This window comes from Mycobacterium sp. 1465703.0, assembly GCF_001672975.1.
Lineage (GTDB): Bacteria > Actinomycetota > Actinomycetes > Mycobacteriales > Mycobacteriaceae > Mycobacterium.
In genome coordinates this window covers 1-25,456 of record NZ_LZKU01000258.1, presented here as the reverse complement: position 1 = coordinate 25,456, position 25,456 = coordinate 1, and the positions used below count along the sequence as shown (strand labels likewise).

General features: G+C 69.3%; 24 protein-coding genes. 12 read left to right on the top strand and 12 right to left on the bottom strand.

The window, feature by feature from the left end:
* A partial coding sequence (locus A5625_RS24445) for an ATP-dependent helicase (protein WP_197516217.1) occupies positions 1-1,117 on the bottom strand: 1,117 nt, incomplete at its 3' end.
* Positions 1,118-1,247: 130 nt separating this feature from the next.
* Here A5625_RS24445 and mrx1 point away from each other — a divergent pair.
* Entirely contained in the window at positions 1,248-1,502 is a 255-nt protein-coding gene (gene mrx1, locus A5625_RS24440; protein WP_067000324.1) for a mycoredoxin Mrx1, read from the top strand.
* A 5-nt stretch (positions 1,503-1,507) separates the two neighbouring features.
* Here the strand turns inward: mrx1 and nudC are convergent, their stop codons facing one another.
* The 4 genes from nudC to A5625_RS24420 form a co-directional block, all read right to left on the bottom strand.
* On the bottom strand, positions 1,508-2,440 hold the full coding sequence (gene nudC, locus A5625_RS24435; protein WP_067000320.1) for an NAD(+) diphosphatase: 933 nt from the start codon (positions 2,438-2,440) through the stop codon (positions 1,508-1,510).
* Positions 2,440-3,510, bottom strand: a complete 1,071-nt coding sequence (locus A5625_RS24430; RefSeq protein ID WP_067000317.1) for a TrkA family potassium uptake protein — start codon at positions 3,508-3,510, stop codon at positions 2,440-2,442. The genes nudC and A5625_RS24430 overlap by 1 nt, the downstream gene beginning before the upstream one ends.
* A gap of 91 nt (positions 3,511-3,601) precedes the next feature.
* A complete protein-coding gene (locus A5625_RS24425) occupies positions 3,602-6,910 on the bottom strand; it encodes an ATP-dependent DNA helicase (protein WP_067000313.1) in 3,309 nt (1,102 codons plus the stop codon).
* The gene (locus A5625_RS24420) at positions 6,907-10,041 is read right to left on the bottom strand and encodes an ATP-dependent DNA helicase (RefSeq protein WP_067000310.1); all 3,135 of its coding nucleotides are present in this window, start codon (positions 10,039-10,041) and stop codon (positions 6,907-6,909) included. Before A5625_RS24420 ends, A5625_RS24425 begins: the two co-directional genes overlap by 4 nt.
* A gap of 130 nt (positions 10,042-10,171) precedes the next feature.
* Here A5625_RS24420 and A5625_RS24415 point away from each other — a divergent pair, with 130 nt between their 5' ends.
* From A5625_RS24415 to A5625_RS24405, 3 genes are read left to right on the top strand one after another with little or no spacing between them, the layout of a single operon-like run.
* On the top strand, positions 10,172-10,378 hold the full coding sequence (locus A5625_RS24415) for a hypothetical protein (RefSeq protein ID WP_067000307.1): 207 nt from the start codon (positions 10,172-10,174) through the stop codon (positions 10,376-10,378).
* Between the two features lie 45 nt (positions 10,379-10,423).
* Positions 10,424-11,209, top strand: a complete 786-nt coding sequence (locus A5625_RS24410; RefSeq protein WP_067000304.1) for an alpha/beta fold hydrolase — start codon at positions 10,424-10,426, stop codon at positions 11,207-11,209.
* Between the two features lie 2 nt (positions 11,210-11,211).
* Positions 11,212-11,520: an MGMT family protein gene (locus tag A5625_RS24405; RefSeq protein ID WP_067000301.1), complete on the top strand. Its 309-nt coding sequence runs from the start codon at positions 11,212-11,214 to the stop codon at positions 11,518-11,520.
* Here the strand turns inward: A5625_RS24405 and A5625_RS24400 are convergent.
* The 3 genes from A5625_RS24400 to A5625_RS24390 all read right to left on the bottom strand — a co-directional run bounded on the left by A5625_RS24400 (position 11,517) and on the right by A5625_RS24390 (position 14,988).
* The gene (locus tag A5625_RS24400; protein ID WP_067000298.1) at positions 11,517-12,371 is read right to left on the bottom strand and encodes a TIGR02569 family protein; all 855 of its coding nucleotides are present in this window, start codon (positions 12,369-12,371) and stop codon (positions 11,517-11,519) included. The genes A5625_RS24405 and A5625_RS24400 overlap by 4 nt on opposite strands.
* Before the next feature lie 91 nt (positions 12,372-12,462).
* The gene (gene moeZ, locus A5625_RS24395; protein ID WP_067000295.1) at positions 12,463-13,647 is read right to left on the bottom strand and encodes an adenylyltransferase/sulfurtransferase MoeZ; all 1,185 of its coding nucleotides are present in this window, start codon (positions 13,645-13,647) and stop codon (positions 12,463-12,465) included.
* A gap of 210 nt (positions 13,648-13,857) precedes the next feature.
* Positions 13,858-14,988: a DUF3152 domain-containing protein gene (locus A5625_RS24390; RefSeq protein WP_067000292.1), complete on the bottom strand. Its 1,131-nt coding sequence runs from the start codon at positions 14,986-14,988 to the stop codon at positions 13,858-13,860.
* Positions 14,989-15,074: 86 nt separating this feature from the next.
* Between A5625_RS24390 and A5625_RS24385 the strand changes: the two genes are divergently transcribed.
* Positions 15,075-15,761, top strand: coding sequence for a TetR/AcrR family transcriptional regulator (locus A5625_RS24385; RefSeq protein WP_067000289.1), 687 nt, complete (start codon positions 15,075-15,077; stop codon positions 15,759-15,761).
* Here the strand turns inward: A5625_RS24385 and A5625_RS24380 are convergent.
* The gene (locus A5625_RS24380; RefSeq protein ID WP_156748525.1) at positions 15,758-16,018 is read right to left on the bottom strand and encodes a DUF3107 domain-containing protein; all 261 of its coding nucleotides are present in this window, start codon (positions 16,016-16,018) and stop codon (positions 15,758-15,760) included. The two genes, A5625_RS24385 and A5625_RS24380, sit on opposite strands and share 4 nt — an antisense overlap.
* Positions 16,019-16,235: 217 nt before the next feature.
* On the opposite strand from A5625_RS24380, the gene A5625_RS24375 reads away from it, so the two are divergent.
* Positions 16,236-16,952, top strand: a complete 717-nt coding sequence (locus tag A5625_RS24375; RefSeq protein ID WP_067000283.1) for an MmpS family transport accessory protein — start codon at positions 16,236-16,238, stop codon at positions 16,950-16,952.
* Positions 16,953-16,955: 3 nt separating this feature from the next.
* Here A5625_RS24375 and A5625_RS24370 read toward each other — a convergent pair whose 3' ends face one another.
* Positions 16,956-17,663, bottom strand: coding sequence for a ferritin-like fold-containing protein (locus tag A5625_RS24370; RefSeq protein ID WP_067000280.1), 708 nt, complete (start codon positions 17,661-17,663; stop codon positions 16,956-16,958).
* 276 nt (positions 17,664-17,939) lie between these two features.
* On the opposite strand from A5625_RS24370, the gene A5625_RS24365 reads away from it, so the two are divergent.
* Positions 17,940-19,478 (top strand): DEAD/DEAH box helicase, encoded by a 1,539-nt coding sequence (locus A5625_RS24365; protein ID WP_067000277.1) that lies wholly within the window; start codon positions 17,940-17,942, stop codon positions 19,476-19,478.
* A gap of 16 nt (positions 19,479-19,494) precedes the next feature.
* Positions 19,495-20,721 (top strand): hypothetical protein, encoded by a 1,227-nt coding sequence (locus tag A5625_RS24360; RefSeq protein ID WP_067000274.1) that lies wholly within the window; start codon positions 19,495-19,497, stop codon positions 20,719-20,721.
* Positions 20,722-20,773: 52 nt separating this feature from the next.
* Here A5625_RS24360 and A5625_RS24355 read toward each other — a convergent pair whose 3' ends face one another.
* Positions 20,774-21,574: a ParA family protein gene (locus A5625_RS24355; protein ID WP_156748523.1), complete on the bottom strand. Its 801-nt coding sequence runs from the start codon at positions 21,572-21,574 to the stop codon at positions 20,774-20,776.
* A 126-nt stretch (positions 21,575-21,700) separates the two neighbouring features.
* On the opposite strand from A5625_RS24355, the gene A5625_RS24350 reads away from it, so the two are divergent.
* From A5625_RS24350 to A5625_RS24340, 3 genes are read left to right on the top strand one after another with little or no spacing between them, the layout of a single operon-like run.
* A complete protein-coding gene (locus tag A5625_RS24350) occupies positions 21,701-22,291 on the top strand; it encodes an acid phosphatase (protein ID WP_067000268.1) in 591 nt (196 codons plus the stop codon).
* The gene (locus A5625_RS24345; RefSeq protein ID WP_067000265.1) at positions 22,288-23,445 is read left to right on the top strand and encodes an isochorismate synthase MenF; all 1,158 of its coding nucleotides are present in this window, start codon (positions 22,288-22,290) and stop codon (positions 23,443-23,445) included. Before A5625_RS24350 ends, A5625_RS24345 begins: the two co-directional genes overlap by 4 nt.
* Positions 23,442-23,921 (top strand): GNAT family N-acetyltransferase, encoded by a 480-nt coding sequence (locus A5625_RS24340; protein ID WP_067000262.1) that lies wholly within the window; start codon positions 23,442-23,444, stop codon positions 23,919-23,921. Before A5625_RS24345 ends, A5625_RS24340 begins: the two co-directional genes overlap by 4 nt.
* Here A5625_RS24340 and A5625_RS24335 read toward each other — a convergent pair.
* Positions 23,873-24,304 (bottom strand): hypothetical protein, encoded by a 432-nt coding sequence (locus A5625_RS24335; protein ID WP_067000260.1) that lies wholly within the window; start codon positions 24,302-24,304, stop codon positions 23,873-23,875. The two genes, A5625_RS24340 and A5625_RS24335, sit on opposite strands and share 49 nt — an antisense overlap.
* A gap of 86 nt (positions 24,305-24,390) precedes the next feature.
* Between A5625_RS24335 and A5625_RS24330 the strand changes: the two genes are divergently transcribed.
* Positions 24,391-25,356 carry a diacylglycerol kinase family protein gene (locus A5625_RS24330; RefSeq protein ID WP_067000257.1) on the top strand — a complete coding sequence of 322 codons (966 nt, stop codon included), beginning with the start codon at positions 24,391-24,393 and terminating at the stop codon, positions 25,354-25,356.
* The last annotated feature ends 100 nt before the right edge of the window (positions 25,357-25,456 follow it).

The window sequence follows — 25,456 nt, the reverse complement described above, 5'->3', positions numbered from 1 at the left end:
GGTACAGCACCGCGATCTCGGAGGGCGGGGTGCCGGCTTCGATGAGCCGCTTGATCGACGTCGCGATCGCGGCGGCCTCGGCCGGTTCGTCGGGATGCTCGCTAAACGATGGCGCCGGACCCGACGCGCGCTGTCCGACCAGGTGCAGCTTGCTACCGGCGACCCGGCCGCGGGCCGCCGCGATCACCTGGTTGGCCAACGAAACCACCTGCGGGGTAGAGCGGTAGTCGCGCTCCAGGCGCACCACGGTGGCGTCGGGGAACCGGCGGGAGAAGTCGAGCAGGAACCGCGGCGAGGCCCCGGTGAACGAGTAGATGGTCTGGTTGGCGTCACCCACCACGGTCAGGTCGTCGCGCTCGCCCAGCCACGCCGTCAGCACCCGCTGCTGCAACGGCGTGACGTCCTGGTATTCGTCGACCACGAAGCAGCGGTAGCGGTCCCGGAATTCCTCGGCCACGGCGGGATCGTTTTCGATCGCGGCGGCGGTGTGCAGCAGCAGGTCGTCGAAATCGAGCAGGGCGACGCCGTCGCCGCGGGCCTTGAGGGCCTCGTAGGCCGCGTAGACAGCGGCGACCCGGGCTGCGTCCAAGGGGATGTCGCGTGCGGCGGCGGCGACCGCGGCCGGGTATTCCTCGGGCCCGATCAGCGACGCCTTGGCCCACTCGATCTCGCCCGCGAGATCGCGCACGTCGTCGGTGCCGGCGTTGATCCGGGCGCGCCCGGCCGCCCGGGCCACCACGGCGAACTTGCTGTCCAGCAGCTGCCAGCCGGTGTCGCCGACCACCCGCGGCCAGAAATACCGCAGCTGCCGGTGGGCGGCCGCGTGGAACGTCAGCGCCGACACCGCGCCGTCGGCGGTGTCGGCGCCCGCCGCGGCGTCGATCATCCGCAACCTGGAGCGCATCTCCCCCGCCGCCCGCTGGGTGAAGGTGACCGCCAGCACCTGCCCGGCCGCGACGTGACCGCCGGCGACCAACTGGGCGATCCGGTGCGTGATGGTGCGGGTTTTTCCCGTTCCGGCGCCGGCGAGCACACAGACCGGGCCGCGCGGAGCCAGCACAGCCTCGCGCTGCTCGTCATCCAGCCCGGCAGTCAATGGATCGGCGAGCGTCGGCATGGCGTCCATCTTGGCAGCGATGGCCGACAAAGCGCCGCCGCTGCTGGCGCGCGTCGGCGAGTTACCGGCGTTTCCGGGGGATGCTGCCCGCGGCGCGGAACGCTTGGCAGCCGGGTTACGTTAACGAGTTATGACCTCTGCTCCGCTCACCGTTTACACCACGTCGTGGTGTGGTTACTGCCACCGGCTCATGACCGTGCTGAAGTCCAACGGAATTCCCTACCAGGCGGTCGACATCGAGGACGACGCGGCGGCCGCGGATTTCGTCAGCAAGGTCAACGGCGGCAACAGGACGGTTCCGACGGTGAAGTTCGCCGACGGCTCGACGCTGACCAACCCCAGCGCCGCCCAGGTGAAGGCGAAGCTGGCCGAGGCCGGCAGCTAGCCCGGTCAGTCGATCGCGGCCCAGGATTCGATGATCACCCGGGCGATCGAAATGGACCCGGGCAGAAGCAGTTTCGAGTCCGACGAGCTGGACCAGTCCCCAGCCGCCAGTGCTGCGCGCACCTCGTCGCGAGTGAACCACGCCGCCTCGGCGATCTCGCCGTCGTTGAACGAGAACTGCTCGGCCGGGTCGCCGACGGCGTGAAAGCCGACCATCAGCGAGCGCGGGAACGGCCACGGCTGGCTGCCCAGGTATCGCACATCGCGAACGGTCAGGCCGATCTCCTCGCGGATCTCCCGCGCGACACACACCTCGAAAGATTCTCCGGCCTCGACGAATCCGGCCAGCAGTGAGAACATCCGCTCCGGCCACACGGCCTGGCGGGCCAGCACCGCGCGGTCCCCGCCGTCGTGGATCAGGCAGATCACTGCCGGGTCGATGCGCGGGAACTCCTCCTGCCCGGTGACCGGGTTGACGCGTGCCCAGCCCGCCCGGGCCGGCCTCGTCGGCGAACCGTCCACCGGGCTGAAGCGGGCCTTCTCATGCCAATTCAGCAGTGCGACGGCCGCGGACACCAGCTGGCTGCTCGTGTCGTCGAAGATCGGGCCCAGGCTGCGCAGGTTCACCACCTCGGCCTGAGCAGTCGGGTCGTCCGGGGCTTGCAGCGCGCCGCGGATGCCCCAGACGTGCCGGCCATCCTCGATGCGCCCCAAGAACACGGCTTCCGGCGGCGGCTTGTCGGCCACTTCGGCGGCCGCGCCGAGCACCACCCGGCCATTGGCCACCAGCACCTGATTGCGCGAGTCCACCCGCAGCAACGCGGCATCCGCCCAGCCCGCGGTGGCCGCGTCGACATCGGTGCGCAGCTGATCGGCGCGATCGGCGCCGACCCGCGACAGCAACGGCACGCTGCGCAGCTGAAAGTCCGCGATCGCCATCAGTGGTCGGCGTTTCGGATGTAGAGCAGCCGGTCGTTGGCCTCGATGGCATCGACTTCCGGCGCTCCGATGCGCAGCAGGTGCCCATTGCGCACCACCCCGAGCACGATGTCGCGCAGGTGCCGCGGTGATCCGCCCACTTCGGCCTGCTCCACTTCGCGCTCGGCGATGGCCAGTCCGACGTCGGGGGTCAGTAGATCCTCGATCATCTCCACCACGCTGGGTGTGGTGGTGGCCAGCCCGAGCAGTCGGCCGGCGGTGGCCGAGGAGACCACCACCGAGTCCGCGCCGGACTGCTGCAGCAGGTGCTGGTTCTCGGTTTCGCGGATCGAGGCGACGATTTTGGCGCGGGGCGCGAGCTCACGCGCTGTCAACGTCACCAGCACCGAGGTGTCATCGCGGCTGGTGGCGACGATGATGGACGCCGCATGCTGGGCCCCGGCCAGCCGCAACACGTCGGCTTTGGTGGCGTCGCCATGCAGGGTGACCAGGCCCGCGCTTTCGGCGTGCTCGAGCGTGCTGCGGTCGGTGTCCACGACGACGACCTCGGACTGAACGGTTTCATCCCCGAGGATGGCGGCGACGGCCGTCTTCCCCTTGGTGCCGTAGCCGATCACAATGGTGTGGTTGCGCACTCTGCTCCTCCAACGCTGAATCTTCCACCCTTGGCGGTTGCGCTCGGACAGCACTTCGAGCGTGGTGCCGACCAACACGGCCAGGAACGCGATCCGCAGCGCGGTGAAGATCAGGGTGTGTACCAGACGTGCGGTTTCGGTGTAGGGCGTGATGTCGCCGTAGCCGGTGGTCGACAGGGACACCGCTGAGAAATACACACAGTCCAGGAATGTCAACGGCTCATTGCGCACGTCGCGGTAGCCGTTGCGGTCCAGGTAGACAATGACGGCCGCGGCGAACAGCACCACCAGCGCGATGACCAGCCGACGGGTGATGACGCGGACGGGGCTCAGATGCTCCTCGGGGATGCGCACCACGCCGATCAGCTGGTGACCGCGCTGAGCGGTCAGGGTTTCGTCCAGACCGCTCAGCTTTCGGGACCTACCGTTGCGCACGGCGGTCCGTCATCGGCTCAAGTTCTGCGCCCACACGCACGAGTCTTATGTAACCACGGCCACACCTTCCCTAATACTCCTGCGATGCAGGTCACACCGGGACACGACGGTCGCCGTCCGGATCCATCAGCAACCGCGCGAGTTCGTCGGTGCCCGGCAGTTCATCGGGGGTCACGGTGGTGCGGGCGCGCACGTAATGGAAGGCGGTGCGCACCGAGGATTCCGGGACGCCGGCCAACGCTGCCCAAGCCATGCGATACACGGCGAGCTGGATCGCAGCCTGACGGATGGCGTCCGGCCCGTCCGGCGGTGCACCGGTTTTCCAGTCGACCACAGTCGCACCGCCATCGGGGTCGGCGAACACCGCGTCGATCCGCCCACGAACTAAAGTGTCGCCGATCGGCATTTCGAACGGCACCTCGACCGCGACCGGAGTCCTTGCCGCCCATGGTGATTCGGTGAAGGCATGCTGCAACTCGGCCAGTTCCGCCGTGTCGCCGACGTCCGAGTCCGCTGCGCCCGGCAAATCGCCGAGGTCGAACAGGCACTCGGCACCGTAGAATTTCTGCACCCATGCGTGAAAGGCATTGCCCAGCAACGCATGCGGCTCCGGACGAGACGGCAGCCGATGCCTCAACCGCTGCGCGGTGCCCGCCGGGTCGCGTGCCAGGCCGACCAGGGAGCTGACCGATAACTGCCCGGGCAGGGCGCGCGACACAGGCTGCACCAACCGCGCCCGCTCCGCCAATAGTGCGTCGACGTCGGCGGACCAGCCCTCGACGTCGACCCCCGTCTCGGTGGTCTCGCCGAGCAACGCCTGATTCACCAGTGCCGCGCCATGCTGGACGTCGTCGCGCCGCATCGCCAACGGGGCGGGTGGCCATATCGCTTCGACGACCGTGTCGCGTAGCGGGTTTCGCTCACCGTCGGCGGGAGCCGGCGCCCATTGCTCCACCGTTCCGCACGGGTCGCCGGCCGCGGCCGAATCGTCGATGACGGCCTTGATCTCGCACAGGAAATCCGAAGGGCCGCGCGGTTTGATGCCCGTCGCGCCCCAGTGGTGCCCCGATACCAGCAGGGTGTCCTCTGCCCGGGTGATAGCGACATACAACAACCGGCGCTCCTCGTCGACGCGTCGCTGTTCGAGCTGGCGGCGATGCTCGGAGATGGTGTCCGACAGCTGCTTTCGATTGGTGACGTCCGAGGTGTCCATCACCGGAATGCCCAGCGCACCCGCGGCGGCGCGGTCGCCGCGCAATAACGGCGGCAGCTCCGCGGCGTCGGTGAGCCAGGTGCTCTTCGACGCAGTCGACGGGAAGGTGCCGCCGGACAGGTGAGCCACCGCCACCACCTGCCACTCCAGTCCCTTCGCGGAGTGCACGGTGAGCACTTGGACGCGATCCCGGGCGACCGCCGATGGTGCTGGCGCCAAACCGTTTTCGACGGACTCGGCGACGTCCAGGTAGGCCAGCAGGCCGGCCACCGACGTGGATGCCGATCCGTCCGCCGGCCCGGTCGCGGTCTCGCTGCGTTCGGCGTAACCGGCGACGACGTCGGCGAAGGCATCCAGATGCTCGGTGCCGGCCCAACCGGCTCCGACCCCGGCCGCGGCCCGGACTTCACAGTCGATGCCCAGTACCCGGCGCACCTCGGCGATCAGGTCGGCGAGCGGATGGCCGAGGTGGGCGCGCAGCGCGCTCAGCTCGGCACCCAGCGTGGTGATGCGTTGATAACCCGCAGCCGAATACGCGCCGGCCGCACCGGGATCCGCGATTGCGTCGGCCAGGCAGACGGTGTCGGCGTCGGGGCCGGCCGCCGTCGCAATCGCCTCGGGCGAGGGTGGTTGCCCGGGCTGCACCACCCCGCCGAGGGTCCGGGCACGCTGCCACAGCGCCGCCAGGTCCCGGGCGCCCAGGCGCCAGCGCGAACCGGTGAGCACCCGCATCGCCGCCGCGCCGGCGGTCGGATCAGCGACCAGCCGCAGCATCGCCACGATCTCGGCGACCTCCGGGATGGCCAGCAGACCGGCAAGCCCGACGACCTCGACCGGGACGCCGCGGGCGCGCAGCGCGTCGGCGATGGGTGCGGCATCGGCGTTGCGCCGCACCAGCACCGCGGCCGTCGGCGGGCTGACACCCTCGTCACGGGCCCGCTGGTACTGCGCCTCGAGGTGGTCGGCGATCCAGTCCCGCTCGGCCGTCACATCGGGAAGCATTGCGCAGCGGACGATGCCGGGCGGCGCGTCCGGGCGCGGGCGCAGTGCGTGCACCGCTACCGATCGCCGCCGCGCCTCCGCCGACACCGCGTTGGCTATCCGCAGCGTCCGCGGCGGATTTCGCCAGCTGGTCCGCAACTCGCACATCGGGGCGGGGGTGCCGTCGGATCGGGGGAAGTCGGTGGTGAACCGGGGCAGGTTGGTCGCCGAAGCACCACGCCAGCCGTAGATCGACTGGATGGGATCACCGACGGCGGTGAGCGCCAGCTCGTCATCGACTCCGCCGCCGAATAGTGCTGAGAGAGCGATGCGTTGGGCGTGGCCGGTGTCCTGATACTCGTCGAGCAGTACCACCCGGTAGCGGCTGCGCAGATCCGCGCCGACTTGCGGAAATGTCGCCGCCAGCCTGGCCGCCGACGCCATCTGCATGCCGAAGTCCATCACCTTCGCGGCGCGCATGCGGTCGTCGAGTGCATCGAGCAGTGGCACCAGTTCCGCGCGCTCGGTCTGGGCGGCCAACAGCCGCAGCAGCCATTGACTGGGGCCACGGTCGCGTTGGTAGGGCCCGGCGGGCAGCGCATGGATCAGCCGCTCCAGCTCCAGGTGGGTATCGCGCAGCTGGCCGGTGTCGACCAGATGCTCGGCCAACTGCCCCCACAACCGCAGCACCATCGACGTGACGGCCGCCGGGCTCTTGTCGGTGCGCAACTCCCCGCGGTACCCGTTCACCACATCGAAAGCCAGTTGCCACAACTCTGTTTCGCTGAGCAGTCGGGTGTCGGGCTCCACGGGCAACAGCAGCCCGTAATCCCGCAGCAATGACCCGGCGAAGGCGTGGTAGGTGCTCACCATCGGCGATCCCTCGGGCTCGACGGGCGCATCGCCGGTGGCGCCCGGCACGCCCAAGCCGACACCGGCCAGCCGGGACCGGACCCGGCGCAGCAGCTGGCCGGCGGCCTTGCGGGTGAACGTCAACCCCAACACCTGACCGGGGTCGGCGTAGCCGTTGGCGATCAACCAGACCACCCGTGCGGCCATGGTTTCGGTTTTTCCGGCACCGGCTCCGGCGATGACCACCAGCGGGCCCGGCGGCGCGGCGATGACGGCGGCCTGCTCGTCAGTCGGCGGGAAAAGCCCTAGCGCACCGGCCAATTCGGCTGGGCTGTAACGCGGCCGCGGGGTCATTGCTGGGCTCCGTCGGCTTGGGCCGGGCAGTACGGCCGGATCGGGCAGTGCGAGCAGCCGTCGTTGCGCCGCGCGATGAACTGCGGGCCGGCCGTCGCGTCGGCCGCTCGCCCGACGACCTCTCGCCAGTGGTCCCCGGCGGCCGTCGTCAGCGGATCCTGTTCGCGCTCGGCCACTCCGGCCGCCCCGGTCTTGCCGAGGTACACCAGCCGCGCACCGCCGGGCTCCGCATTGTCGGGCTCGGCGCCGAGAAGACCCGCAGCCACCGCCAACTGGTACATCGCCAACTGGGCGTGCTGTTGGGCATCGTCCTTGCTGACCGGCGTCTTGCCGGTCTTGATGTCGACGATCACCAGCCGGCCGGCGGCATCGCGCTCCAGCCGGTCGACCCGGCCGCGCAGCCGCACCTCGCCTTGATTGGTGGCGACGGTTCCGTCGATCTCGACTTCGACGCCGACTTCGGTCAACGAGCCGCGGGTCTGCGCCCGCCACTCGATGAACGCCTCCAGCATGGCGCGGTGCCGGGCCAGTTCGTTCGCCGAATGCCATTGCGCGGCAAAGGGTAAATGCTGCCAGGCACGGTCCAGCTCGGCCAGTAGTTCCGACTCGCTCTTGTGCGGTTCGGCGATCAGCGCGTGCACGATCGTCCCGATCGCCGAGCGCACGTCGCGCGGGTTGGATCCGCCGTGCCGTTCGGCGAGCCAGCGCAGCGGGCAGTCGTTGAGGGTTTGCATGGTCGACGGCGTCAAGGTCACCACATCGCCGCTGTCCCGCAGCGGTTCGCTGGTGCTGATCGGAGTCAGGCCGTGCCATCCGGCCGGGTCGGCACCGGGCACGCCCGCTTCGGCCAGCCGGGCCAATTGCCTTGCCGCGCAATGGCGGGTCGACTTGTCCACCGCGCCGTCGGGCGCGCAGACCACCCCACGAAGCCGGCCCACCAGCGCGGCCGCGGACAGCACCCGGGGAGCCGAGACCGGTTGTACGCCGGCGCTGTCGACGTGATCGTCGGCCCACTGCGCGATTTCGGCGAAGAACACCGACGGCAGCGCGGCCTCGTTGCCCGCACCACCGGTGTCGCTGTCGACCGCCGTTACCAGCAACCGTCGCCGGGCCCGGCCCATCGCCGCCACCAGCAGCCTGCGCTCCTCGGCCAGCAGCGGTGCCCGCACCGAGGCGTCCGCGGTGACTCCGTCCAGCACGTCCAGCAGCCGCTGGGTGCCCAGCACGCCACCACGCGGAACGATGTTGGGCCACAACCCATCTTGCAGTCCTGCGATAACCACGAACTCCCATTCATGCCCCAGCGCGGCATGTGCGCTGAGCACTCGCACCTGCTCGGTCGCGCTGACCGGGTCGGGGGTGGCGCTCGGCAGCGCCAGCGCGGCGATGTGTTCGACCAGACCGCGCAACGACGCACCCGACGTGCGCGACACGTAGTCGTCGGTGGTGTCGAACAACGCGGTCACCGACTCGAGGTTTCTGGTGGCCTGGGCCGCCGCGGGGCCGCCGCGCTCGCTCGCCGACAGCCAGCGGCGCTGCAACCCGGAGCGGTGCCAGGCGGCCCACAGCGTGTAGCGCGGATCTTCACCGGCGCGGTGACAGCGTGCCGCCGCGTCCAGCACCGCGCGGATCTTGCGCAGCGGGGCGAACTGCGGACCCTTCGGCATCGTGTCGGCGGACAGTGCCTCGACCAACAGGTCGGCGAAATCTCCCGGTGGGCGAGCGGGGTTGGCGCGCTGCAGTGTTCGGCGCAACTGGCGCAGCGCTACCGGGTCGACACGACCGATGGGGCCGGTCAGCAACGTCAGCGCATGCTGCCCGTCGAGCCCGTCGGCGGTGGCCAGCACCACGGTGAGCAACGCCCGCGCGGCCGGTTCCTCGGCCAACGGCCCCGGTACGGCGGGCGCGGCCACCGGCACTCCGGCCGCGGCCAATGCACGAGGCAGCCGGGCACCGGCCCGCGGCACCGACCGGACGATGACCGCCATCTGCGACCAGGGCACACCGTCGATCAGGTGTGCGCGGCGCAGCGCATCGGCGATGGTCGCCGCCTCGGCGTGCTCCGACGCGGCCAGACGCACGGTAACCGAACCCTCCCCTGGCCCGGCGCCGTGGATTTGCCGGCCGCTGCCGGCGCCGGGTAACCGGGCGGCGATACCGCTGACCGCGCGCGCCACGGCGGGAGCGCAGCGATGCGACGTCGTCAGCGTCACCGCGGGCGCATCGTCGCCGAGTAATCCGGCCGGCTCGCCGCCCCGGAAGCCGAACACCGCCTGATTGGGATCTCCGGCGATCAGCGCCAACTCGGCGCCCGAGGCGAGCACCCGAACCAGGCGGGCGGCCTGCGGGTCCAACTGCTGGGCGTCGTCGACCAACAGGACGCGGATCCGGGCGCGCTCGGCCGACAGCAACTCGGGGTCGACGGCGAACGCTTCCAGTGCGGCGCCCACCAATTCGGCGGCACCCAGCGCGGGGGTGGTCGCCTCCGGCGCGGCCGTCCCCACCGCCGCCCGCAGCAACATCACCTGCTCGTACTGGCGCGCGAATTGACCCGCGGCGGTCCATTCCGGCCGCCGGCAACGACGGCCCAGCCGCTGAAGCTCCTGCGGATCCACTCCGCGTTCCGCGCAGCGGGCCAACAGATTTCGAAGTTCGGTGGCAAACCCAGCGGTGCTCAGCGCCGGCCGTAGCGGGGCCGGCCACGCCGACGAGGCGCGCGGGCCGTCCTCGAGGTCGCCGGCCAGCAGTTCCCGGATGATGGCGTCCTGTTCGGCGCTGGTGACCAGCCGCGGGGGCGCCTCACCGGCGCGCTCGGCGGCACGCCGCAAGACCGCATACGCGTACCCGTGCACGGTCCGCACCAGCGGCTCGCTTACCGCGGCCTGAACCGGGCCGGCGGATCGCGAGCGCAGCAACGCCGTCGTCAGGGCGCTGCGCTCGGCCATCCCGATCCGGCCGGAACCGGTAAGCAGCAGAACCGATTCCGGGTTGACACCCGCGTCGATCTGGGCGACCGCGGCGTCGATCAGCAGGCTGCTCTTGCCGGTGCCTGGCCCACCGAGGATACGCATCCGGCCGCGTGCAGCCGGGTCCAGGACGGCGTGCGCTTCGGCATCCCAGGTGTGCGACATGACGGCATGACATCACGAGGGTCCGACAAGTGTGATGGGGACGGCTCGAGGGTTACCGGGCAAACTTCGTGGCCGACTCTTACCCTGGAAGCCGGAACAGCCGGATGTACGGACGGAAGGGTTGAAGACCATGAAGGACGACGAACGCGGCTTTCCCATCGACGAGGCGCCGGAAGGTGACGCGGTGGAACAACTGCGGCCCGCCGACTCCGACGACGAGACCGGCCTGGACACCGATTACGTGGCCGCCGCCAAGGATCGCGAGGCCAACGAGGCCGATGTGCTCGAGCAGGCCTACGTCATCTCCCCCGAGGACGATTGGGAAGACGGCCGCTGAGGACCGGCTGCCACCTTCGGCAGCGGCGGCTGGCACCATCGACGGGTGACCGCGAAGTTGCATGTGCACCGTTACGGCCCGTCCGGTCCGGTGCGGATTCTGGCGCTACACGGGTTGACCGGCCACGGCCAGCGTTGGCAGCATCTGTCCGGCTTTCTGCCCGGGATCGGTGTCGCCGCACCGGATCTGCTCGGTCACGGCAGGTCGTCATGGGCCGCGCCGTGGACCATCGACGCCAACGTCGCCGCGCTCACCGCGCTGCTCGACGGGCAGCGCGACACACCTGTTGTGGTGGTGGGTCACTCGTTCGGCGGCGGGCTGGCCATGCACCTGGCCGCTGCCAGCCCCGACCAGGTGGCGGGGCTGCTGCTGCTCGACCCCGCGGTCGGCTTGGACGGAGCGTGGATGCGCGAGATCGCCGAGGCGATGTTGTACTCGCCCGACTATCCCGACGCCGAGGAAGCGCGGATGGAGAAGGTGCACGGCTCGTGGTCCGATGTCGAACCCGCCCTGCTGGACGCCGAGATCGACGAACATCTGATCGCGCTGCCGACCGGGCGCTACGGCTGGCGGGTCAGCCTGCCCGCGATGATGTCGTACTGGAGCGAGTTGGCCCGCGACGCCGTGCTGCCGCCGCCGAAAACCCCGACCGTGCTGGTGCGAGCCAAGCGGACCACGCCGCCGTATGTCACCGACCAGCTCATCACCGGCCTGGCGCAGCGGTTGGGAACAGATTTCCGTTTGCTGGATTTCGACTGCAACCACATGGTGCCCTACGCCAAGCCCGATGAGATCGCCGCGTTGACCCGCGAACTGTTGGAAAGCCGCTGACCGTGGCGCCGGTGACCGACGAGCAAGTCGAGCGGGTACGTGCGCTGGTCGCCGCGATTCCGTCCGGCCGGGTGGTCACCTATGGCGACATCGCCACCGTCGCAGGGCTTTCCAGCCCGCGTATCGTCGGCTGGATCATGCGGACCGACTCCTCCGACCTGCCTTGGCATCGAGTGATCACCGCCTCCGGACGCCCGGCGCGGCACCTGACGACTCGACAGCTGGAATTGCTACGCGCCGAAGGCGTGCTGGCTACCGACGGGAAGATCGCGCTGCCCGAGGTCCGTTACGAGTTTCCGGACGGCCGCTAGAGCACCAGCCGGACCAGCGCCGCGGTGCGGGCCAGGCCCGGGAACGCCTCGGCGGTAGATCGCGGATGCAGCGCGTGCACCGCCAAGCGAAACATCAACGCCCGCAACAACATCTGCGACCATTCCGGTAAGGCGTTCCAGCGTTCGATCAGGCCGTCGTCGGCCTCCCCCCACGACAGCGCGTCGATCACGACGACACCGGCCGCCCACGACGCGGGCCGCCAGTACGGGGTGATGTCGGTGATTCCAGGCGCTGCGGTACCGACGAAAAGCACTGTGCCGTAAAGGTCTCCGTGGACCAGCTGGTTGGGACTCTTGGTCGGCTTGCGCAAGGTCGCCAGCTGGTTGAGCAGCTCCACCGATCGTTCGGTATCCGCCGTCGGAGGGGCCACCCGGGCGCCGGGTGGCACCGAGGCCAGCGGGCGTTCCTCCCACGCCGCACGATCGGCGGCGATGAAGATGTCGACGTCGCCCCACGGCGCCGCGGGACCCTGGGTCAGAAACCGGGGCCGCTCCAGTTTGCCGGTCGCCTCGTGCAGGCGCACCGCCGCCGAGACGACTTCGTCATGGCGGGGCTCCGGCGTGCCGGCAACGAAGGTGTCTGCCCGCCAGCCCGAAACGACGTAGCGCCCGTCGGTGGAACGGACCGGCCGGGCCAGCCGAACGCCGTCGACGAACAAGGTCTCGCGCACCCGGGCGGACCAGGCCGCACGCGCGTTGTCGGCAACCAGCGACAGGACGACTTCGCCGCACCGCCAGCCACCCTCCCAGCTGGCACCCAGATACACGGGTTTAACGCCGGCCAAACCAAACGCCGACAGCACATGATCCGGCGGTGGCTCGACTGTCACACCGGTACTCTAAACGAGTCCGACATGCGGCGATCGCAAGCGCGGCGAAGCCGGGCGCGGCGGGTCGCCGCCGTCCAACCGGCGCAATGGGTCAGTACATGATCATGTCGGGTTGCATCTGCTGCGCCCATGCCGTGATCCCGCCCTGCAAATGCACCGCATCGGTGAATCCGGCCCTGCGCACCACCGCCAGCGCCTGGGCCGAGCGCACCCCGGTTTTGCAATACAGCACCGGCAGCCGGTCCTGCGGCAGCTTTGCCAGACCCTCTCCGGAATTGATCGACGACTGCGGAATCAGCTGGGCCCCGTCGATGTGCACGATGTCGAACTCCACCGGCTCACGCACGTCGATCAGGGCCAGCTTCTTGCCGGAATCCAGCCAGTCGCGCAACTCCCGCGGGGTGATGGCCGACCCGACGTCGTCGGCCGGGGGCTCGGGCACCACGCCGCACAACTGCTCGTAGTCGACGAGCTCGGTGATCGTCGGCCTCGACGCGTCCGACGGGTCCCGGCGGATCGCGATGGTGCGGTAGGTCATGTCAAGTGCGTCGTAGATCATCAACCGGCCCAGCAGCGAGTCACCGAGCCCGGTGATGAGTTTGATCACTTCGGTGCTCATCACCGAGGCGATGGAGGCGCAGACGATGCCCAGCACGCCGCCCTCGGCGCAGGACGGAACGGAACCGGGCGGCGGGGGGTCCGGGTAGAGGTCGCGATAGTTGAGCCCCCGGCCGTCCGGGGCGTCCTCCCAGCACACCGACACCTGTCCCTCGAAACGGTAGATCGACCCCCACACGTACGGCTTTTTCGCCAGCACCGCCGCGTCGTTGACCAGATACCGGGTGGCGAAGTTGTCGGTGCCGTCCACGATCAGGTCGTACTGGCCGAACAGCTCGACGGCGTTGCTGGAGTCCAGCCGGAACTCGTGCAGCCGCACGTCGACCAGCGGGTTGATCGCGGCGATGGAATCCCGCGCCGAGCGGGCCTTGGACCGGCCGACGTCGGCCACCCCGTGGATGATCTGACGCTGCAAATTCGAATCGTCGACCACGTCGAATTCGACGATGCCGATGGTGCCCACGCCGGCCGCCGCCAGGTAGAGCAGCGTCGGTGCTCCCAGCCCGCCGGCACCGATCACCAGCACCCGGGCGTTCTTGAGCCGCTTCTGCCCTTCGACACCCATGTCGGGAATGGTCAGGTGGCGGCTGTAGCGAGCCACCTCATCGCCGGTCAGGTGGTCGGCGGGGGCCACCAGAGGCGGCAGCGGCGTGGGCACTGCGAAAACATCTCCTCAGTCGGCTCAACGGATAAGCGTTGTCTACAACCATCACACCAGCCGACCCGAGGTGCGGCAACGAAGATCGCGCGGGCTAGGCCGATTGCCCGGCTCCTCCTCACGCCGCGACGCGGCGCGCATCGTCGCGCGAGCTAGGCCGATTGCCCGGCTCCTCCTCACGCCGCGACGCGGCGCGCATCGTCGCGCGGGCTAGGCGATCGGGTATGGCCAGGGGTTGAACCGGCAGGTCTTCCCATCGGCCTTGACGACGTCCGGGTCGAACTGGGCGGCGTCGTTGTTCGACGTGGAAAACGTCTGCTGCATCATGACCGGCGCCAGGGCGCCCTGCTGTTCGCACGGCTCGTGGTGCAGGTATCCGATGGCGTGGCCGACCTCGTGGTTGATCACGTACTGCCGGTAGGACCCGATGTCCCCTTCGAACGGCACCGCGCCGCGTATCCAGCGTGCCTCGTTGATGAAGACCCGCGACTCGCGGTTGGCACCGAATACCGGGTTGTAACAGGATGTTTCGAGCCGGAATTCATAGCCGCAGCCCCCGCGCACCGTCACCGGCGATACCAGCGAAATGCGAAAGTCGGGTTTGCCGTTGTCAATCCGGATGAACGCGAACTGCGGGTTGTGCGTCCAGCCCTTCGGATTGCCCAGCGTCTGCTCGACCATCTGGGCGAAGGCGTCGTCGTCGCCGAACATCGTCGGGTCGATGCCGTTCTCCACCTCGACGGTGTACCGGAACACCTTGGCGGTGCCCTGGCCGATCTGTGGGGTGTTGCCCGGCACCACGCGCCACGTCTTGTCGCCGGCTTCGGTGAATGGCCCGCCGTCCGGCAAGGTCCCGGCCGGCAGGTTGGCGTCGAACGCGGCGAGGCCGCGCGGCGGGGCGTCGATGATCGTGGTGCCGACCGCGCCGATCGCCGGTGGACTCTGGATGGGCTGATTGGCGGTCGGCTTCGGCGCACCGGCACCGGTGACCGTCTGATACATGACCACCGCGGTGAGTACCACCAGGGCGGGCAGGGCGTAGGCGCGCCACCCGTAGGTGGAGACGAAACGCCCCAGCCAGGTCTGTTTGCGCCATTGTCGCGGCCGTTCCCGGTCGGCCCGGACCCGTCCGGCTTCCCGCGCGAGGGGGTCGCGCAGCGCACGCAGCGGCTCTCGCCACTCATCGCGCAACACCGGCACGCGACCTGTGCTGCGCGGGGGCCGCGGGGACGTCATTTTCCCAGGATCGCATAACCGGCCACCCACCTCGCCGGTGGCGCGCCCGAATCCGGCCGCCGACACCGCTTCTGCCTGCGGCGACGACGGCGATTGCCTTCGCATCGAGGTGGCGGGTAGTAAGGTCTTTCCCACGGGCTTCGAGCGGCCGGCCCCGGGATGGCAGGTCGCGACAATCAGATGAGGAATTGATGAGCGAACTCGCCAGGGTGCCGGCGCGCCGCGCCGTCAGATCGGCCGACCGCGGTCGGCCGGCGGACGGAACCGCGGTTTCGAACCGGCGGGGTAACCGGTTGCCGCGCGACGAGCGGCGCGGCCAATTGCTCATCGTGGCGAGCGATGTCTTCGTCGACCGCGGCTACCACGCGGCCGGCATGGACGAGATCGCCGACCGGGCCGGGGTCAGCAAACCCGTTCTGTATCAACACTTTTCGAGCAAGCTCGAGCTGTACCTGGCGGTGCTGGCGCGGCACGTGGAAAACCTGGTCTCGGGCGTTCAGCAGGCACTGAGCACCACCACCGACAACCGCCGCCGGTTGCACTCCGCGGTGCAGGCGTTCTTCGATTTCATCGAGCACGACAGCCAGGGTTACCGGCTCATCTTCGAGAACGACTACGTCACCGAGCCTGAGGTGGCCGCCCAGGTGCGCGTCGCGACCGAATCCTGCATCGACGCGGTGTACGCGTTGATCAGCGAGGATTCCGGGTTGGATCCCCACCGGGCCCGAATGATCGCGGTTGGACTGGTCGGCGTCAGCGTCGACTGCGCCAGGTACTGGCTCGACTCCGACCGGCCGATCTCCAAGGCGGACGCGGTCGACGGCACCGTCCAGTTCGCCTGGGGCGGACTGTCACACGTGCCGCTTACCCGCTCCTAATGCCCCTTGCCGGCGTGCTTGCCGGATTCCGCGGTGATCCCGAAGCCGACCCGGCGCGCGTCGGCGATGCCGATCTCGACATAGGCGATTTTGCTGGTGTGAATCAGGAAGCGACGGCCTCGCTCGTCGCTCAGCCGCAGCAGACCCGACCCGTCGCTCAGCGCGGTGCTAACCAGTTCTTCGACCTCACCCGGCGTCTGGGCGCTGGCAAGCACCAGCTCGCGCGGACTCTCCGTGATACCGATCTTGACCTCCACGGTCACCCCTTCCATGGGTAGTGCAGTCTTCCGCAGGTGGTGCAGTCCCAGCCCTGTCAGCAGAGGCTAGTGGACGCGGCTGACCCCCACCGCTGACAGCCCCACACTTCGCGGTCAGCGGAACCGCGGTCGCAGCCCGATAACAATTCGCTTGCAGGTTGTCTCGCACACCCGCGCGATACCCGATCCGTGTTTTCACATGGCTAACTTCGGCACCATGGGTACCACACTGCCGCACCTTGACGAGAGGATCCGGGGCTACCCCGCGGACGACATTGACGACGCCTGTGACACCGATCCCCACCTGAACGCCGATTACAACTGGACAGGATGGCCGGCCGACTCGCGCTGGCGCCCCGCCACGGCGGTTGTCGGCGCGGTGGTCGCATTGGGCGCTATTGCCACCGCCGTGATCATCAACAGCGGCGACAGCGCGTCGACCAAGGCCACCATGGGGGCACCGGCTCCGCACCCGGTGACCTCGGCGCCCACCACCACCAAGGCATCCGTGCCGCCCAGCGCGTCGGCGGGCCCCTCCCAGTTACCGGCCGAGACCTTCACGACGGTCACCACACCCAGCGCCGCACCCGTGGCACCGCCAGCGGTGGCAGCACCCACCACCGCGCCGCCGCTTGCCGCGGCACCGCCGACCGCCCCGCTGAACCCGCGCACCGTCGTCTACAGCGTGAACGGAACCAAGCAGCTGCTGGACCTGGTGAACATCGTCTACACCGACGCCCGGGGCGTCCCGCAGACGGAGTTCAACGTGTCGCTGCCGTGGTCGAAAGTGGTCGTGCTGAACCCGGGCGTACAGACCGAGTCCGTCGTCGCGACCAGCTTCTACGGTCAGCTCAGCTGCTCGATCTTCAACGCTGCCGGCCAGCGAGTCATCGCCTCGACCAACACCTCGAACATCGCGACCTGCGCGCGCTGAGCGTCAGCTCAGGCCGAGTTCGTGCATGCGCCGGTCGTGCGTTTGCTGCATGCGGTCGAAAAACGCGTTGAGCTGGCCGAGCCCGCCGGCGCCCGACATCACCAGGTCGACCAGCTCGTCGTGGTCGGCCAGCAGGTACTGCGCCTGAGTGATCGCTTCGCCGAACAGGCGGCGTGACCACAGCGCCAGCCGGCTGCGCTGCTTTCCGCTGGACGTCACGGCGGCGCGCACCTCGGCGACGACGAACTGCGAATGCCCGGTTTCCGATAGCGCCGCGCGCACCACGTCGGCGACCTCGTCGGGCAGACCATCGGCGATCTCCAGGTACAGATCGGCTGCCAGGGCGTCGCCGACATAGGTCTTCACCAACGCTTCCAGCCACGTGCTGGGCATCGTCAGCCGGTGGTAGTTCTCCAGCGCCGAGACGTACTTGGACATCGCCGGCACCACGTCGACCCCGCGGCCCTCCAGCGCGTCGCGCAGCTGCTCGTAGTGCTGCATTTCGGCGGCGGCCATGCTGGCCATCGATATGCGTCCGCGCAGGTCAGGGGCCATCCGTGCCTCGTCGGTGAGCCGATAGAACGCGGCGATCTCGCCGTAGGCCAGAACCGCGAACAGCTCGTTGACACCGGGGTGATCAGCCGACAGCCGGGGGGCGGACGAGTCGTCGATGTGGTCGGCTTCGGAGGGCTGGCTGGAGGGCCGGGTCATGGCAACACTGTAGTCGGCCGGCTTAGCCAAAATGGGTCCCAGCTGTCGACCAGCTATCATGTAGATAGATGGCGGCTGTCTTTACGGCCGTAACTGTTTTTTCAAGCCGCTATCGGCGAAATGTGCGTGCACAGCTGGCCCGCCCGATCTGGGCCCCCCAGACTGAGCCAGGGCCGGCGACTCGGCGACGTATCGGAGTCGGAACTCGTGCGCGCGTGACCGCGACAGAGAAATACCGACACAATCCGACGTCCCCGAGAGGCTACTTACTCACGCATGACCGCACTCACCAGCACAACTGAACTGACCTTTGCTCAACTCGGCGTCCGCGACGAAATCGTGCGCGCACTTGCCGAAAAAGGGATCGAAAGCCCTTTTGCCATCCAAGAGCTGACCCTGCCGATGGCGCTCGCCGGCGACGATCTGATCGGCCAGGCCCGCACCGGTATGGGCAAGACCTTCGCCTTCGGTGTGCCGCTGTTGCAGCGCATCACCGCCGGCACCGCCGCACGGCCGCTCAACGGCACACCACGGGCGCTGATCGTGGTGCCCACCCGCGAGCTGTGCCTGCAGGTCACCGATGACCTGACGCTGGCGGCCAAGCACCTGACCGCCGAAGACGACCGGCCGCTCTCGGTTGTCCCCATCTACGGTGGACGCCCCTACGAGCCGCAGATCGAGGCGTTGCGCGCCGGCGCCGACGTCGTGGTGGGCACACCGGGCCGGCTGCTCGACCTGAGCCAGCAGAACCACCTGCAACTGGGTGGGCTGTCGGTGCTGGTGCTCGACGAGGCCGACGAGATGCTCGACCTGGGCTTCTTGCCCGACATCGAGCGCATCCTGCGCCAAATCCCGACCGACCGGCAATCCATGCTGTTCTCGGCGACCATGCCGGACCCGATCATCACGCTGGCCCGCACCTTCATGAACCAGCCCACCCACATCCGGGCCGAAGCGCCGCACTCGGCGGCCACCCACGACACCACCGTCCAGTACGTCTACCGGGCCCACGCGCTGGACAAGGTGGAGCTCGTTAGTCGGGTGCTGCAGGCCGAGGGCCGCGGCGCCACAATGATCTTCACCCGCACCAAGCGCACCGCGCAAAAAGTGGCCGACGAACTGGCCGAGCGCGGATTCAAGGTGGGCGCGGTGCACGGCGACCTCGGCCAGGCGGCCCGCGAGAAGGCGCTGAAGGCCTTTCGGACCGGGGAGATCGACGTGCTGGTCGCCACCGACGTGGCCGCCCGCGGCATCGACATCGACGACATCACCCACGTCATCAACTACCAGATCCCCGAGGACGAGCAGGCCTACGTGCACCGCATCGGCCGCACCGGCCGCGCCGGCAAGACCGGGATCGCGGTCACCCTGGTGGACTGGGACGAGCTATCCCGCTGGGCGCTGATCGACAAGGCCTTGGGGCTGGATTCTCCCGAGCCGGCCGAAACCTACTCCAACTCTCCGCACCTGCACGCCGAGCTGAACATCCCCGCCGACGCCGGCGGCACGGTGGGTGCGGCCCGCAAGCCGCAGGGCCAGCGCCGCAGCAGCGACCGGGACGGCAAGAAGCCGCAGCAGAAATCGGAGAGGCCCGCGCGCCGCTCCGGCACCCGGCGGCGCACCCGCGGCGGCCAGCCCGTCGCCGCGCACCCGTCGGGCAACGGGTCGGCGAGCACCAACGGCGAGGCGGCCGCGGAAGCACCGGCCGGCGCGCCACCGGGCAACGCCGGCTCCAGCCGACGCCGCCGTCGGCGCCGCAAGCCCGCCGAAGGGCAGGCCGCCACAGCGGCCGCCGCCACCACGCCGAGCAACTAACCGCCCGCGCCGACGCATGGTCAGACCCGAGCGCCGGACCAAGGGCGACATCCTCGCCGCCGCGGCCATCGTGGTGGTGGTCGCCGCCGTCGCGGCGTTGATCTGGTGGACCAGCGACGCCCGGGCCACCACCAGCCGGCCCGCGGCCACACCGGCAGCCAACCCGGCCCCCGCCCGGCAGGTGCCGGCCGGCCTGAAGCAGCTGTGGAGCGCCGCGAGCGCGGCCACCACCGCCCCGGTGGTGGTGGGCGGTGATGTGGTGACCGGTGAAGGCCGCCGGATCGACGGGCGCGATGCCGGCACGGGTCAGTCCCATTGGAGCTATGCCCGCGACACCGACCTGTGCGGAGTCACCTGGTTGTACCGGTATGCCGTCGGGGTCTACCGCGATGACCGCGGCTGTGGGCAGGTGAGCACCCTGGACGGTTCCACCGGTCGACGTGGGCCCGCCCGCAGCGGTTACGCCGATCCGCGAGTGCGGCTCTCCTCCGACGGGATGACGGTGTTGTCGGTCGGCGACACCCGGCTGGAACTGTGGCGTTCGGACATGGTCCGGATGCTGGCCTACGGCGAGAGTGACGCCCGGGTGAAACCGTCGACGCGCGGACTGCACTCCGGATGCAAGCTGATCTCTGCCGCGGCCAGCTCGCAGGCGGTATCGGTGCTGGAAAGCTGCGCGCGCCAGGCCGATCTGCGGTTGGTGCTGCTGCGTCCCGGCAAGGACGACGACGAACCCCAGCAGCGCATCGTGGCCGAACCGGGGATCGCCCCGGATTCGGGCGCCCGGGTACTGGCCGTCTCGGAGAACACCACCGCGGTGTACCTGCCGGCGCCGCAGCCCCGCGTGGACGTGATCGACGAAACCGGCGCCACCGTGTCGAGCGCTCTGCTGCCCAAGCCGCCGTCGCGCTCGGCGGTGGTCTCTCACCCCGGCAGCCTGATGACCTGGTGGACCGGCGATTCGCTGATGGTTTTCGACGGGAGCACCATGGCGCTGCGGTACACGATCGCCGCAGGCGACAAGACGGCGCCATTGGGGCCGGGGGTGATGATGGCGGGCCGGCTGCTGGTGCCGGTCACCGGCGCGATCGGCGTCTACGACCCACTCAGTGGGGCCAACGAACGCTACATCCCGGTCGACCGGTCGACCAGCGCCCCGCCGGCCGGAAAAGCGGTCTACCCGGCGGTGTCGGGATCCCGGGTGTTCGAGCAGCGCGGCAACACCGTAGTCGCCCTGGGCTAAACCCGATGGTGGCGACCCGCGGCGCCCGGCTCCGCCGCGCTGGCGATCGCCACTAGACCTCCACGGCGAACGTCGGCAGCGGTTTGCCACTCTTCCAGTGTTTGAGCAATGCCGCCGCCAGTTCGCCGTAGGCAGTCGAGCCCTTGTTCTTGCGGCCGGCCATCACCGACGAGCCCGAGGCGCTGGCCTCGGCGAAACGCACCGTGCGGGGAATCGGCGGGGCCAGCACCGGCATGCTGTAGCGGTCGGCGACGTCGAGCAACACGTCGCGGGTATGCGTGGTGCGCGAGTCGTACAGCGTCGGCAGCGCGCCGAGCAGCCGCAGGTCCGGGTTGGTGATCTGCTGAACATCGGCGACGGTGCGCAGGAACTGGCCGACTCCGCGATGCGCCAGCGTCTCGCACTGCAGCGGGACGATGACCTCGTCGGCGGCCGTCAGCCCGTTGAGGGTGAGTACACCCAGCGACGGCGGGCAGTCGATGATCACCACGTCGAACATGTCCTCGAGCTTGGCCAGCGCCCGCTTGAGCGCGTATTCGCGGCCGGCCCGCATCAACAGCATCGCCTCGGCACCGGCCAGGTCAATGTTGGCCGGCAACAGCGTCATTCCCTCCGCCGTCTCGACCAGCGCGGCGTTGGGCTCGACATCGCCGAGCAGCACCTCGTGCACGGACACCGGCAGTTTGTCGGGATCTTGGCCCAGCGAAAAGGTCAGACAGCCCTGGGGGTCGAGGTCGACCAGCAGCACCCGCTTGTTCTCGTCCACCATCGCCGCACCCAGCGATGCGACCGTGGTCGTCTTGGCGACACCACCCTTTTGGTTGGCCACCGCCAACACCCGCGTTTTACTCACCGGCGCCGCCACCTCATCGCTGCCTCCCCACTGCATCGTCGCCGAGTGGCTTATAGTGCCATCCTGGCATGTTCGCCCGCCGGATGCTGCGGCCAAGCAGCATGTCGTCCGGCAGAATCAATCGATATGGGCTTGCACAATCACCGTCTGGTGCTGCTGCGCCACGGCGAGACCGAGTGGTCGAAATCCGGCCAGCACACCGGCCGCACCGAGGTCGAGCTGACCGAGGCCGGCCGGACGCAGGCCAAGCTGGCCGCCGGGGTTCTCGATGAGCTCAAACTCGTTGACCCGCTGGTGATCAGCAGCCCGCGGCAACGTTCGCTGATCACCGCGAAGTTGGCCGGTCTGTCCATCGACGAGGTGTCCGAGCTGCTGGCGGAGTGGGATTACGGCTCTTATGAGGGCCTGACCACGGCGCAGATCCGGGAGTCGGCACCTGATTGGCTGGTGTGGACGCACGGCTGCCCGGGCGGCGAGACAGTGGCGCAGGTCAGTGAGCGCGCCGACCGCGCCGTCGCGACGGCGCTACAGCACATGGAGTCGCGCGACGTGGTGTTCGTCAGCCATGGCCACTTCTCCCGTGCGGTGGTCACCCGCTGGGTTGAGCTGCCGCTGGTCGAGGGCAGCCGTTTCGCCATGATCACCGCGTCGATCGCGGTCTGCGGGTTCGAGCACGGGGTGCGACAGCTGCAGGCGCTCGGATTGACAGGTCAGTGAGCAGCGAAGACGACGATGCGCGCCGGGCAGCCGCGCGAGGCGGGCGTGTCGAGCAGCTAAACCAGGAGCCGCCGTTCGCGCTGTGCGGGCCGACGGGCACCCTGGTCGCCGACGGGGTGCGACGGCGCTATCGCGACGTGACCGCGGCGCAAGCCGCCCTTCGCTCGGAACAAGCGCCGATTGTGTTGGGCGCGTTGCCTTTTGATGTGAGCCGACCGGCCGCACTGCTGACGCCCGAGACGGTGAACGCCACGGATGGGCCGCCGGACTGGCCGGCCGGCGGGCTGCCGTCGGTGCGGGTGGCACAAGCCGTGCCGCCGCCGGTCGATTACCGGGACCGGATCCGCAGGGCGTGCGAGCAGCTCGCCGCGGCCGATAACCCGCTGCACAAGGTGGTGCTGGCCCGCGCCTTGCGGCTGGTGGCCGACGCCCCACTGGATGCGCGGGTGATCCTGCGCCGGCTCATCGGCGCGGACCCGGCGGCCTACGGCTACCTGGTCGACCTGACCGCGGCCGGCGACGAGTACGCGGGGGTGGCGCTGGTGGGCGCCAGTCCCGAACTTCTGGTTGCGCGCAGCGGCGATCGCGTCGAGTGCCGGCCGTTCGCCGGGTCGGCCCCGCGCGGCGCCGATCCGGACGCCGACGCAGCCAACGGCGCCGCGCTGGCCTCCTCGGCCAAGAACCGCCACGAGCATCAGCTGGTCATCGAAACCATCAGGGCCGATCTGGAACCGCTGTGCGACGACCTTTCCATCGCCCCCGAGCCGCAACTCAGCCACACCGCCACGGTCTGGCATCTGTGCACGCCGATCAGCGGCCGGCTGCGCGATACATCAACCACGGCAATTGATTTGGCGTTGGCAATGCATCCCACCCCGGCGGTCGGCGGGGTTCCGACCAAGGACGCAATCCAACTGATCACCGAACTGGAAGGCGACCGCGGGTTCTACGCCGGGGCGGTGGGCTGGTGTGACGCACGCGGCGACGGCCGCTGGGTGGTGTCGCTGCGCTGCGCGCAGCTATCGGCGGATCGTCGCAGCGCGCTGGCGCGGGCCGGTGGCGGCATCGTCGCCGAATCCGATCCCGACGACGAAGTCGCAGAAACCACAACAAAATTCGGCACGATCCTCAACGCGCTGGGAGTTGAGCAATGAGCGACATCCGCCGCGCCGCACCGCGAGATACCGCCGCGATCACCGAAATGATCCACGCCCTGGCCGAATTCGAGCACGCCGCCGATCAATGCACGGTGACCGAAACGCAAATCGCGGCAGCACTTTTCGGCGACTCCCCGGCGGTGTACGGACACGTGGCGGAATCAGACGGCGAAATCGCGGCGATGGCATTGTGGTTCGTCAACTTCTCCACTTGGGACGGTGTCGCGGGCATCTACCTGGAAGACCTGTTTGTGCGACCGGAGTTTCGCCGCCGCGGGCTGGCCCGGGCGCTGATGGCCGCACTGGCGTCCGAATGCCTGCAACAGGGCTACACGCGGCTGTCCTGGGCGGTGCTGAATTGGAACACCGACGCCATCACGCTCTACGACGGGATCGGCGGACAGCCGCAGCACGAATGGACGACTTACCGGCTGTCCGGTCGGTCGCTGGCGGGGCTGGCGGAATCGCCCTGATCGCCCGCGGCCCAGCGCACCGCGGCAGGACTGAACAGCAATCCGAGTACGACCAGCGCCACCGCGCCCGCCGGAATCCCGAAGCCCGGCTGATGTGACCCCACCGCGAGGTACCACGCCACCGGCAACAACAGCAACTGGGTGATCACGGCCAGTCCGCGACCCCAGCGCTTGCCGAGCATCAGGGCGCGCCCCGCGGCGATCACGGCCGCGCCGACCAGGACGAACCAGCCCGCCGTCGCCAGGCCATTGACCACCTGCTGGTCGGCTCCAGCGATCCCCCGCACCACCAGCACCACCGCCACGACCAACGCCGCAATCCCCTGCAGCACGACGATCAGGCCGGCGCGGCGAACGGAGGTCGGGGCGGCTGGCGGCGTCACAGCGTCAGCGTAGCCAGGGCGACGGCCCACGCCCCGGCGGTTCCCCCACAGCGATGCCTTAACCAGTCCGCCTAAGCTCGTGCCTCATGCGGGCCGTGCTGATCGTCAACCCCACAGCCACTTCCACCACTGCTGCCGGTCGCGACCTGCTGGCCCACGCGCTCAAAAGCCGTCTGCAGCTCAGTGTCGAACACACCAACCACCGTGGTCACGGCGCCGAACTCGCGCAGAAGGCGGTCGCCGACGGTATCGATCTGGTCGTGGTGCACGGCGGCGACGGAACAGTGAGCGGGGTGGTCAACGGCCTGCTCGGCCGGCCGGGGCTGCTGCCGAGCGGCCCGGTACCGGCGGTTGCCGTGGTCCCCGGCGGTTCGGCGAATGTGCTGGCGCGATCGCTGGGCATCTCCCGGGATCCGGTCGCGGCCACCAACCAGCTCATCCAGTTGCTCGACGACTACCAGCGTCGCGGCGCGTGGCGGCGGATCGGCCTGATCGACTGCGGGGAGCGGTGGGCGGTGTTCAACACCGGCATGGGCGTCGACGCCGAGGTGGTGGCCGCGGTGGAAGCCGAACGGGACAAGGGCGGCAAGGTTTCCGCGTGGCGCTACATTCGCGCCGCGGTGCCCGCCGTCTGGGCCTACACCCGCCGCGAACCGATGCTGACGCTCGAACTGCCCGGCCGCGAACCCATTACCGGGGTGAGCTTCGCGTTTGTGTCGAACTCGAGCCCGTGGACCTTCGCCAACGAACGGCCGGTATGGACCAATCCCGGCTGCACCTTCGAGTCGGGCCTTGGAGTGTTCGCCCCCACCACCATGAAGACGATCCCCACCCTGCGGATCGTCCGGCAAATGTTCGCTAAGCGGCCCACTTTCGACTTCAAGCACCTCGTCACCGAGGACGACCTGCCATGCCTGCGAGTTACCTCGACCGGAGGCGCCGTCGCCTGCCAGTTCGACGGCGATTACCTCGGCGTGCGCGAATCCATGACGTTCAGGGCGGTCCCGGATGCGCTCGCGGTGGTTGCCCCTCCCCAGCCAAAACGCCACTGACCTGCGGAAATGCCGGGATTGTGGCGCACGCCGGCAACGGAATCCGGTAAGCGGCCCGTGCAGTGTAGTACAACGGAGTAAGGGCTCGGCTACGAGTTGA